This window comes from Pigmentiphaga sp., from assembly GCF_019689535.1.
Lineage (GTDB): Bacteria > Pseudomonadota > Gammaproteobacteria > Burkholderiales > Burkholderiaceae_B > Pigmentiphaga.
Window position 1 is genome coordinate 1 of sequence record NZ_JADGHH010000123.1, and the last position, 10473, is coordinate 10473.

The window sequence follows — 10473 nt, forward strand, 5'->3', positions numbered from 1 at the left end:
AAACTCGCCGGCTACATCGAAGAGCGCAATGCCTTGCGCACGAAAGTCCTGACCGCCTTCATCTACCCTGCCGTCGTGGCGCTGGTATCCGTAGGCATCGTCATTTTCCTGCTGGGCTACGTCGTGCCCCAAGTCGTCAGTGCCTTCTCCCAAGCGAGGCAAGAACTGCCAATGCTGACCCAGGTCATGCTGGGCCTGAGCGAGTTCGTGCGCGGCTGGGGATGGCTGGTCGCCCTTGTCCTTGCCGCCGCCTACGCGGGCTGGCGCATGATGCTGCGCTCACCCGCAACGCGGCTCGCCTGGCATGAGAGATTGCTGAAAATGCCGCTCGCCGGCCGGTTCATCCTGGGCCTGGATGCCGCGCGCTTCGCCTCTACCCTCGCCATCCTCACCGGAAGCGGCGTGCCATTGCTGCGCGCCCTGGACGCGTCCCGCCAGACACTGGGTAACGACAGGCTGCGCGCCAGCGTCGACGACGCCACCTCGCGCGTACGCGAAGGGGCGCCGCTCGCTTCCGCCTTGCAAGTACAGAAAACATTTCCGCCGCTGCTCGTCCACCTCGTGGCCAGCGGCGAAAAAACGGGTACGCTGCCCGAACTGCTCGAACGCGCCGCCCAAACCCTGGCGCGCGAAGTCGAGCGCCGGGCAATGGCCCTGACGGCACTGCTGGAGCCCTTGCTGATCCTGATGATGGGCGGGTTCGTGTTGCTGATCGTCTTGGCAGTGCTGATGCCGATCATCGAGATCAATCAATTGGTGCGTTAGGGCTTTGACGGAGCCGGGAGGGCATTGCCTCGACCACACCTGGCCCCGCCCCTTCACTACTCTAGCGTGCCGCAGAGTTGACGCCATGGTCTCGAGCATCGATCATCAGACTTCCATCCCAGGAGCGACCCCATGACGACCATCTACGATTTTTCCGCCACCGACATCGAAGGCAGGGAGGTGGCGTTGGAGAGTTTTCGCGGCAAGGTTTTGCTGATCGTGAACGTCGCATCCCAGTGCGGGTTCACGCCTCAATACGCCGGGCTCGAAGCGCTCTACCGCGAGTATCGCGAGCGCGGCCTGGTCGTCCTCGGATTTCCCTGCAATCAATTCGGCCACCAGGAGCCGGGCGACAACGACGCCATCCGTAGCTTCTGCAAGCTCAACTACGACGTCACCTTTCCCTTGTTCGCCAAGATCGACGTCAACGGAGATTCCGCCCACCCGCTGTACAAGTGGCTCAAGAGCGCCAAGCCCGGCGTGCTCGGCACCGAAGCCATCAAGTGGAATTTCACTAAGTTTCTCATTGGCCGGACCGGCGAGCCGATCGCCCGCTACGCGCCCACGGACAAACCCGAGACGCTCAAGGGAGACATCGAAGCCGCGCTTGGGTAGAGCGCGGTAGTGCGCAACATGGCCGTTTCGTGGGAAGATCCGCGCTTTCGTTTTCAGCGAGCGAAAGCATGAAAGAAGTCATAGACGTTGGCCTACCCGATGTCGGGCAACCCTTTTCCTGGGCCGTGCGCAGCGGGGGCATCCTCTTCACCTCTCAAGGACCGGTTCGCAAGGACGGCAGCATCGACACCGGACCGATCGAAGATCAGGCCAGGTTGACTTTCAGCAACCTGCGGGCTGCCGTCGAAGCGGCAGGCGGGACGTTGCAGGACATCACCCAGGTGCTGATCTACATGACGGACGTCAACGACATGAAGGCCATCGATGCGGTCTACCGCGAATTTTTCGCGCCGCCCTACCCCAGCCGCTCCAGCGCCGCGGTCGCCGCGCTCGTCGTGCCCGGCATGAAAGTCGAAATCGTGGCGTTCGGGGTGGTCAATAAATAGCCTGCCTAAATAGCCAACCGGATTTTTTCCCAGCCCCATGCGCCTGATCGACATCAGCCCCCCGCTTTCTCCGGAAACGCCGGTTTGGCCCGGCGACACCCCATTCCAGCAAGCCGAGGTCTGGCGCATGGAAGACGGCAGCGCCGTCAACGTGGGCCGCATCACGCTTTCGCCCCACACCGGGGCTCACGCCGATGCGCCGCTGCACTACGCCCGCGACGGCGTGGCCATAGGTGAGGTACCGCTCGACGCCTACTTGGGCCGCGCACGCGTCATCCACTGCCTCGGTGCCCGTCCACTGGTCAAAGCCAGGCACATCGAACACGCACTGGACGGCATACCGCCCCGAGTGCTCTTGCGTACTTACGCCCGCAACCCGCTCGAGCGTTGGGACAGCGGATTTTGCGCCGTCGCACCCGAAACCGTCACGCTGTTGGCGCGCCATGGCGTCAGGCTGATCGGCATCGACACCCCCTCCATCGATCCCCAAGAATCCAAGACCATGGACGCGCATCGGGCCGTCCACTCGGCCGGCATGGCCATTCTCGAAGGCCTGGTGCTGGACCATGCTCCCGAGGGGGACTATGAGCTGATCGCCCTGCCGCTCAAGTTCTCGGCGCTCGATGCGAGCCCCGTGCGTGCGGTGCTGAGGGAGCTGACCTGACGGCTAATCTCGGATCAACGACATCATCCAGGACGCACTCAAATGACCGTCCCCCGCCAAGATATCGACTCGGCACACCCCTCGTGGCACGGCGCGCAAATGGATTTCTCGCAATCCATGAGCTACGGCGACTACTTGGACTTGGATCACCTCCTGAGCGCCCAGCATCCGCTTTCCACGGAACATAACGAGATGCTGTTCATCATCCAGCACCAGACCAGCGAGCTCTGGATGAAGCTCATGCTGCATGAACTGCTCGCCGCACGGGGCTGCATTCAACGGGACCAAGTCGAACCCGCGCTGAAGATGCTGGCGCGCGTTTCCCGCATCATGGAACAACTGCTCCAATCCTGGGCAGTGCTGTCCACGCTGACGCCTTCGGAATACAGCCAGTTCCGCCATTACCTCGGCAGCTCCTCGGGGTTCCAATCCCACCAGTACCGGCAAATCGAGTTCGTCCTGGGCAATAAGAACGCCTCCCTGGTCGCGCCGCACGTGCACCATCCCGAACGCAGGAAGGCGGTAGAGGATGCCCTGAACGCGCCTTCTCTGTACGACGAGGTACTGATGCTCCTGGCCCGTCGCGGCTTCCAGATCTCGCCGCAGCGCATCGCCCGCGACTGGACCCAGCCGACGCAGTACGACGAGTCGGTCGAAGCGGCATGGCTCAGGGTCTACGCCGATCCCAACGCATGTTGGGACTTGTACGCGCTCGCGGAAAAACTCGTGGACGTAGAAGATGCCTTCCGTCAATGGCGCTTCCGCCACTTGACCACCGTCGAGCGCATCATCGGCTTCAAGCGCGGGACTGGCGGCACGGCCGGCGTCAGCTATTTGCGCAAGATGTTGGAAGTCGTCCTTTTCCCTGAGCTTTGGCGCATGCGCACAGCCCTCTGAACGCCCGCGGCGCGACGACCTGCGCCCTATAATTGGCCAATCGTTGTCAGGAAACCTCCCCATGTTCGAGCACGTTCCCCGCTACGCTGGCGACCCCATTCTTTCGCTAGTGCAGACCTTCTTGCAAGACCCCCGCGAGCGCAAGGTCAACCTGAGCATTGGCTTTTACTACGACAGCGAGGGCAAGGTTCCCGTGCTCGACAGCGTCAGCCGCGCGCGCGCACGCATCGACACCTCCGCCCCTGCCGTCTACCTGCCGATGGAAGGCGATGCGCAATACAGAAAGGCGATCCAGGAAACCGTGCTCGGCGCCGACCACCCAGCCGTGAAGGAAGGCCGGGTCGCGACCATCCATACGCTTGGCGGATCGGGAGCGCTCAAGATCGGCGCCGACTTCCTGAAGGCGCATTTTCCGGACAGCGAGATCTGGATCAGCGACCCGACCTGGGAAAATCACTACAACATCCTGGGAGGAGCCGGCTTTGCCGTGCATGCCTTCCCCTATTACGACCCGGCCACCAACGGCATACGCTTCGATGAAATGCTGGCGGCGCTCGAGCAGCTGCCCGAGCACAGCGTCGTGCTGCTCCAGCCCTGCTGCCACAACCCCACTGGCATCGATCCCACGCGCGAGCAATGGGTCAAGATCATCGACGTGCTGGTCCGGCGCAATGCCATCCCCTTCTTCGACATGGCCTACCAGGGCTTCGGCGACGGCCTGGAGGAAGACGCCTGGGTGGTCCGCGAGACCGCGGCCAAGGGCATCGCCGTGCTGGTCGGCAACTCCTTCTCCAAGAACATGTCGCTGTACGGCGAGCGCGTGGGCGGCCTGTCCGTGGTCTGCCCCACGGCCGACGAAGCGGAACGCGTGCTCGGCCAGCTGCAGGCCACGGTGCGCAAGAACTACTCCAGTCCCGCCTTGTTCGGCAGTCAGGTAGTCAGCACCTTGCTGAACGACGCCGCCCTGCGCCAGCGCTGGGAGTCGGAAGTGGGCGAGATGCGTACCCGTATCCACGCCATGCGCCGCGGCCTGCGCGACCGCTTGAAGGCGTTGCGGCCAGAACTGGACGTTGAATATTTCGTCACCCAGCGCGGCATGTTCAGCTACACGGGCCTCGCGCCCGCTCAGGTCGACCGCCTGCGCGACGAATTCGGCGTCTACGTGATCCAGTCCGGCCGGATGTGCGTGGCGGGCCTGTCCGAGGCCAATCTCGATTACGTGGCGCGGGCCATGGCGAAAGTGATGGACTGATCATCCTTCCGCCATTCCCGCGCTCCAGGCCAGCGGTCCCGGCTGAGGACCGCGCCACCGTCACCGCATTGCGGACCATCCGAACGCTATCAAAGCGCACCGGTGTCTACGGCCTGAGCGGCTACATCGACAATAACGCCCACTCCAACCTGGCCTTGAGCGGCGGGCCGACTCCGGCCGCGCTGCCCAATGGCGTGAACCAGACCGGTGTCATGCTGGGCATGTTCCACCGTTTCTGATACGCGGGATTCGGCGCCAGCCGACCGGGGCGGACTTGTCTGCCGGCTGCACGCAAGAGCGCCTGGCCGAGCATGTGCGCACTGAACTGGCTCGGTGGAAGGCAGTGGTGAAAGCTGCCAAGATAGCGACGGATTGATTTCAAACACCGAGAGCTTCAAGGAGACAACCGCATGTACGGCATCGACCAGGAAATCCTCGACCGCGTGATAGCGCGGCGCGGCCGCCTGCACGCCTATGAGACCATCGATGCGGCCAAGACCGCGCTGGTCATCATCGATCTGCAGAACTACTTCATGAAGCCGGAGTACCCGAGTTCCGTGCCGGCCGCACGGGAGATCGTTCCCAAGGTCAACGAGGCGGCCCGTGTGGTCCGCAGCCACGGCGGCACGGTAGTTTGGATATCGACCTCGTCCGCAGGTGCGGAGATTTTCTGGTCGGTCAAGCATAAGTATCTGCTGACCCCGGCCCAGGAGCGTGGACGCAAGGCCGGCCTCAAGCCTGGCAACGACGGCTTTGATCTGTGGAGCGAACTCGACATCGCGGAGCAAGATCTGAAGGTCACCAAGCGCACCTACAGCGCGCTGATTCACGGATCGTCGCCGCTGGAATCCGAGCTGCGTGGACGCGGTATCGACACGGTGCTGATAGGCGGCACCGTGACCGATGTCTGCTGCGAGTCCACCGGGCGTGACGCCATGATGCTCAACTTCAAGACCATTATGCTGGCCGATGCATTGGCCGCGAAGCAGCAATCGGCTCACATCGCCGCGTTGTCGGGATTCATCGAGAACTTCGGTGACGTGATGTTGGTGGAAGAGATGGCAGCGCGCCTCAAGTAAACATGGCGAGGCGCATCGGCTATGCCGACGCCTCATCCGGATTCGCGCGCCTTGCCATCGGCGCTTGCTTTCGAGACGGGACAGCAGCCGGGCGCGGCTGCGCCCGGCAAAGTGCTACTTCAACGACGCCAGTATGTCGGCAAACTTTTCCTCCACCTTCTGCCGCAGTTCGGGCGTGGCGCATGCCACGGGCGGATAGTCTTTGAGCATCTCGAAGGGCCGGCAGGCATCGATGATCGCGCGCGAGTTGGTGGTGGTTCCGCGCGGGATGCGCGGATCCAGCGGGCCGCTCCATGCCTTGCGGATGAACTCGATGTCTTCCACCGGATCGCAACGGGTGCACATCGCCCAGACCACGTCAAACAGGTTGGTGGGGTCGACATCTTCGTCCACGACCACGACGAAACGACCGAGGTACGAGCCGGACTGGCAGTTGGCCGCCAGCATGGCCGCCTGCCTGGCATGCCCGGCAAACGCCTGCTTGATCGAGATGATGTTGAACAGCCGGGCGGCGCCGGCTTCATGGCACCACACGCCCTTGACGCCGCTCAATCCCGCGCGCTCGACTTCGTCCCAGATCATGCCGGCCTTCATGACGCATTTGGAGAACGAAAAATCGGAGGGCGGCCGCAGCGGCGTGGCCATGGTGAGGATCGGGTCGTTTCGATAATAGACGCGCTGGATGCGCACGACCGGCTGGTTGCTCTTGCCGCCCGCGTAGTAGCCCGTAAATTCGCCGAACGGTCCTTCGGGCAGCGTGTCGTCCGGATACATTTCCCCTTCCAGCACGATTTCGCTATGGGCCGGCATCGGCAACTTGTGGACTTCGCTCAGCACCACGTCGAAAGGCAGACCCCGATGGCCGCCTGCGTAGTCATACTCCGACAGGCCGAAGCGCAATTCATTGCCGCCGGCGAGGAACAACATGGGGTCGTGCCCGCAGGAAATCAGGACAGGGCAAGGTTTCCCCTGCTTGAAGTACTTGTCCCGGATCTGCCGTCCTTGCTTGCCAGGCGAGGTCCAGAGCCCCACTTGGTTCCGGCTGTGCGCCATGGAGCGATAGGTGCCGATGTTGATCCAGTCCAGCTCCGGATCCCGCATGATGACGAGGTCATCCGTCCCGATGTAGCGGCCGCCATCGAGCTCGTGGAGAAACGGGATGGGAAACTTGAAGATGTCGACATCGTCGTCGCGATCGATGTTCTCCAGGATCGGTCCGGTTTCGACGATCCGCGGCGGGATGGGTTCGTGATGCCGCATGCGGTCGCGATAGGAACGAACCACGTCCATCGGCCCCTTGGGCACGGGAAAACCCAAGGTCAGCGCCAGCCTGGCGGACGAGTTGGTCGCTCCGGAGAGCAGCCGGAAGCCCGGCGGATAACCGGGAATGTTGTCGAACAGGAGGGCGGGAGGCTCCGATCGACCGCTGTTGACGATTTCCGCCAGCGTACCCACCTCGAGATTCCAGTCAGCCCCCGAGATACGGCGCAGTTCGCCGGCTTTCTCTATGCGCTCGAGCAGCTCGCGCAGATCTCGATGGGGCGCGTCGTAATCGTTCCAAGTCTTCTTCATGGGTCTACCTAGTCTGCCGTAATGTTCGCCGCGCGTACCACCGGTGGCCAGCGCTTGACTTCTAAAGCCAGGACGTCAGCCATGCGCCCTGGTTTTCCTCCCTCCGGGTGAATGCCCTGCTTGGCCAGGCTGGCCGTCACCTCTTCGCTCTTGAGCACCTCGTTGACTTCCTTGTTGAGCTTGTCCACCGTGGCTTGTGGCGTGCCCTTGGGCGCGAGCAGGCCGTACCAGACATCGACCTGCACGCGTTCATAGCCAGACTCGCGGAAGGTCGGAACCTCCGGCATCGACGGCGCCCGCTGCGCGCTCATGACGGCAAGAACCTTGACCTTGCCTCCGTTCACGAGCGGCTGGATCGTGTGCAGCGGCACGATCATGGCCGATACGTGGCCCCCGGCGAGATCGTTCACGGCACCGCCCGCGCCCTTGAACGGAATATGGAAGAGGTCGATGCCCGCTTCCTGCTTGAACAGCTCCATCGCCAGGTGCTGCGGCGTGCCATTGCCGGGAGAGGCGTAATTGATGCTGCCCGGGCGGGCTCTTGCCTTCTCCACGAACTCCTTGAGCGTTTCCGCCGGAAACGAAGCCGGCACCGCCAAGCCCAGCGTCCCTGTGCCAAGGAGCGCGATCGGCTCGAAATCCTTGATCGGATCGTAGGGCAGCGCGCGGTTTACCGCCGCATTGGTGGCAAAGGTCGTGGCTGCCACAAGCAAGGTCGATCCGTCGGGCCTGGATCGCGCCACATGATCGGCTCCGATGTTGCCGCTCGCTCCCGGCCGGTTGTCGACCACTGCAGTCGTACCGAAACGGGACATGAGTTGTTGACCGATGGCTCGGGCCAGGATGTCGGGTCCGGTGCCGGGTGTCGTTGCGACGACGAGTGAAACGGTGCTCTGTGCAGCCATGGCGGCCAGGGGCTGCCACAGCGCAACTCCCGCAGTCAGCGCAACCAGCGGCATCAGTCGCCGCGAACCGAAGATACCCACTTGGAAAGTCATGGTGCGTGTCTCCTCCTGAATCTATCGTTCCGGTTCGCGCATTACAGCGCCAGACAATTTATTATTCCAGCGAGTTATTCTCATCTATTGATGAGGTCTGCCAATGAATTACCACGCGTCGCTGGGTAACCTCACACTCAAGCAATTGCGCGCCTTCGCTTGCGTCGCGGAGACGCGCAGCTTCACTGCGGCTGCCTCCCTGCTCAATCTGTCGCAGTCAGCGGTCAGCCTTCTGGTGCGAGAACTGGAGTCGGAGCTCGGGCTCAGGCTGCTCGACCGGACGACCCGCTCGGTGCGCCTGACGGAGGCGGGAGCGGAGCTGCAGCCGGTTGCCGGCCGCATACTTCAGGACTTGGGCGCTGCCATCGCCGGGTCCCGCGAGCTGGCCGACCGGCGCCGCGGGCGGGTCCGGTTTGCGTGCTCGCCGCTACAGGCATCTCTGTTGATGCCGCGCATCATCGGAGCCTTCAAGCAGCGATTCCCGCACATCACCATCGTGCTGCGCGATACTCCGGGCGGAGAAATCGTCGACCTCGTGGCGAAGGGCGAGGTCGATCTCGCGGTAGGCGTGATGCCGGTCGACAGCGCGTTCGTCGCGACCGAGCATCTCCTGACAGACGACCTGCTGCTGATATACCCGCGCAGCTATGGTTGGAGCGCGCACCGCCGTGCCACGTGGAAAGACCTGACGGAACATCCGTTCATTGCGCTGGGCGAACACAATTCGACCCGCTATCTCGTGGACTCCCATGCCGCGCAGGTCAACGTACGGCTCACACCCGCCTGCGAGGTGGCGTTTGTCTGGACCGCCATCGGATTGGTGGAAGCCGGGCAAGGCGTGTCCGTCATCCCCGGTCATGCCCGGCCGGTAGTCCGGAAATTTCCCCGTGTCGGAATGTTGCCATTCGAGCCCAGGACGATCCGGCGCCCCATCGCGCTGCTATGGCACCGCCACCGGACACTCTCGCCCGCGGCCGCCACGTTCGCCGCGTTTCTTCACGAACACTTCCCGCAGGGCCGCCGGCCCGGCGGGAACTGACGGCCTGCCCGAAGACGAACGCCTGCATCGACCTGCCCGGGACAGTTGCGCGTGGGCTTGCCCGGGATGGCAGCAGGCCGCCTTGTGATCACTCCCACTCTTGCTCGGCCGGACGGCGGATGCGGTCTCGGCGCTCGGCGATGACCTCGAGCAGGGTCTGCGTAAAAGATTCCATGACATCGGGGTGCTCGCGCCCCCGCTTGCTGACCAGATGAAAGTCCAGCGAGAGCACCGGCTCGACCAGCAGCGCGATCGACACTTGGCTTTCTATCCCCACGGGCGCCGCGAACGTCGGAATGATGGTCGGCCCGACTCCCGCGGCAGCCATGCCAATGAGCGATTCGAGACGATTCATCCGTATACCGTCCGCGCGCGCCACTCCCGCGGCGGCCCGGCACTTGTTGATCTGCTGTTGCAGATCCTGGCTATGCTGCAGTTCGACGAAGGGCACGGACGGCAAGTCTTTCCAGCGAATGCGCCCGGAAGAACGGCCTTGGGTCCGGGGCCGAGCCGGCGCCTGGCGGGACTCCAGATAGACGAAATCGAACTTGAATAGTGGCCGGCGGGTCAGCTCCGGGATGCGTTTCGGAAATACCCCGAGACAGCAATCGAGCTCGCCGTTGCGCACCTGCGCCTCCACCTCGGGCTTGGGAAGATCGACGATGTGCAGATCCAGAGTGGGCTCCTGCTTGCGCAGCCGCATGTAGACGAGGGGAATGACGCTGGCCGAAAAAATCGGCGGGACGCCCACGCGCAAGGTGCGCCGCCGCTTTTCGGACAGCTGGCTGAGAACCGGCGCGATGGTCTCGACTTCGTCCACCACCTGCTGGGCGACGGGCAACAGCCGCTGGCCCGCAGCCGTCAGCTGAATCGATCGAGTCGTGCGCTCGAAAAGACGGCAGGACAACTGGCTCTCCATGTCCTGCATCATCAGGCTGAGCCCCGGTTGGCTGATGTGCATCTGCTCGGCTGCCCGGGTAAAGCTGCGGGTATGCGCGACGGCGAGAAACGCCTTGAAATGGCGGAGACCGATATTCATAAGCACTGAAAATCAATAGATATAAGACATATATTAGACAAATTAACACCCCCTCCATAGAATCGATCGCACACCAAGAGGCGAAGCGAGGTCGCCGAGGACACAAA

At 63.1% G+C, this 10473-nt stretch carries 12 protein-coding genes; 9 read left to right on the forward strand and 3 right to left on the reverse strand.

Annotated elements, in window-relative coordinates; all coding sequences use genetic code 11:
* The 8 genes from IRZ12_RS11520 to IRZ12_RS11555 all read left to right on the forward strand — a co-directional run.
* On the forward strand, positions 1-765 hold a 765-nt coding region (locus IRZ12_RS11520; protein ID WP_296468515.1), incomplete at its 5' end, for a type II secretion system F family protein.
* Between the two features lie 132 nt (positions 766-897).
* Entirely contained in the window at positions 898-1380 is a 483-nt protein-coding gene (locus tag IRZ12_RS11525; protein ID WP_296468517.1) for a glutathione peroxidase, read from the forward strand.
* 68 nt (positions 1381-1448) lie between these two features.
* Positions 1449-1826: a RidA family protein gene (locus IRZ12_RS11530; RefSeq protein WP_296468518.1), complete on the forward strand. Its 378-nt coding sequence runs from the start codon at positions 1449-1451 to the stop codon at positions 1824-1826.
* 37 nt (positions 1827-1863) lie between these two features.
* Positions 1864-2490 carry an arylformamidase gene (gene kynB / locus IRZ12_RS11535; RefSeq protein WP_296468520.1) on the forward strand — a complete coding sequence of 209 codons (627 nt, stop codon included), beginning with the start codon at positions 1864-1866 and terminating at the stop codon, positions 2488-2490.
* 42 nt (positions 2491-2532) lie between these two features.
* Complete coding sequence (gene kynA, locus IRZ12_RS11540; RefSeq protein ID WP_296468522.1) at positions 2533-3387, forward strand: tryptophan 2,3-dioxygenase; 855 nt, start codon at positions 2533-2535, stop codon at positions 3385-3387.
* A 61-nt stretch (positions 3388-3448) separates the two neighbouring features.
* Positions 3449-4639: an amino acid aminotransferase gene (locus IRZ12_RS11545; RefSeq protein ID WP_296468524.1), complete on the forward strand. Its 1191-nt coding sequence runs from the start codon at positions 3449-3451 to the stop codon at positions 4637-4639.
* Positions 4640-4707: 68 nt separating this feature from the next.
* Positions 4708-4878 (forward strand): hypothetical protein, encoded by a 171-nt coding sequence (locus IRZ12_RS11550; protein ID WP_296468526.1) that lies wholly within the window; start codon positions 4708-4710, stop codon positions 4876-4878.
* Between the two features lie 171 nt (positions 4879-5049).
* Entirely contained in the window at positions 5050-5718 is a 669-nt protein-coding gene (locus IRZ12_RS11555) for an isochorismatase family cysteine hydrolase (RefSeq protein WP_296468528.1), read from the forward strand.
* Positions 5719-5832: 114 nt separating this feature from the next.
* Here the strand turns inward: IRZ12_RS11555 and IRZ12_RS11560 are convergent, their stop codons facing one another.
* Together IRZ12_RS11560 and IRZ12_RS11565 are read right to left on the reverse strand one after the other, a co-directional pair.
* Positions 5833-7290 (reverse strand): UbiD family decarboxylase, encoded by a 1458-nt coding sequence (locus tag IRZ12_RS11560; RefSeq protein ID WP_296468530.1) that lies wholly within the window; start codon positions 7288-7290, stop codon positions 5833-5835.
* A gap of 8 nt (positions 7291-7298) precedes the next feature.
* A complete protein-coding gene (locus IRZ12_RS11565) occupies positions 7299-8288 on the reverse strand; it encodes a tripartite tricarboxylate transporter substrate binding protein (RefSeq protein ID WP_296468532.1) in 990 nt (329 codons plus the stop codon).
* A gap of 103 nt (positions 8289-8391) precedes the next feature.
* Between IRZ12_RS11565 and IRZ12_RS11570 the strand changes: the two genes are divergently transcribed.
* A complete protein-coding gene (locus tag IRZ12_RS11570) occupies positions 8392-9327 on the forward strand; it encodes a LysR family transcriptional regulator (protein WP_296468534.1) in 936 nt (311 codons plus the stop codon).
* A gap of 88 nt (positions 9328-9415) precedes the next feature.
* On the opposite strand, the gene IRZ12_RS11575 is transcribed toward IRZ12_RS11570, so the two are convergent.
* Entirely contained in the window at positions 9416-10366 is a 951-nt protein-coding gene (locus tag IRZ12_RS11575; RefSeq protein WP_296468537.1) for a LysR family transcriptional regulator, read from the reverse strand.
* Between the last annotated feature and the right edge of the window lie 107 nt (positions 10367-10473).

Coding starts and splice junctions, on each gene's coding strand:
- kynA (WP_296468522.1), top strand. CDS start 2,533: ATGACCGTCCCCCGCCAAGATATCGACTCGGCACACCCCTCGTGGCAC.
- IRZ12_RS11530 (WP_296468518.1), top strand. CDS start 1,449: ATGAAAGAAGTCATAGACGTTGGCCTACCCGATGTCGGGCAACCCTTT.
- IRZ12_RS11555 (WP_296468528.1), top strand. CDS start 5,050: ATGTACGGCATCGACCAGGAAATCCTCGACCGCGTGATAGCGCGGCGC.
- IRZ12_RS11570 (WP_296468534.1), top strand. CDS start 8,392: ATGAATTACCACGCGTCGCTGGGTAACCTCACACTCAAGCAATTGCGC.
- IRZ12_RS11565 (WP_296468532.1), bottom strand. CDS start 8,288: ATGACTTTCCAAGTGGGTATCTTCGGTTCGCGGCGACTGATGCCGCTG.
- kynB (WP_296468520.1), top strand. CDS start 1,864: ATGCGCCTGATCGACATCAGCCCCCCGCTTTCTCCGGAAACGCCGGTT.
- IRZ12_RS11545 (WP_296468524.1), top strand. CDS start 3,449: ATGTTCGAGCACGTTCCCCGCTACGCTGGCGACCCCATTCTTTCGCTA.
- IRZ12_RS11525 (WP_296468517.1), top strand. CDS start 898: ATGACGACCATCTACGATTTTTCCGCCACCGACATCGAAGGCAGGGAG.
- IRZ12_RS11560 (WP_296468530.1), bottom strand. CDS start 7,290: ATGAAGAAGACTTGGAACGATTACGACGCGCCCCATCGAGATCTGCGC.
- IRZ12_RS11575 (WP_296468537.1), bottom strand. CDS start 10,366: ATGAATATCGGTCTCCGCCATTTCAAGGCGTTTCTCGCCGTCGCGCAT.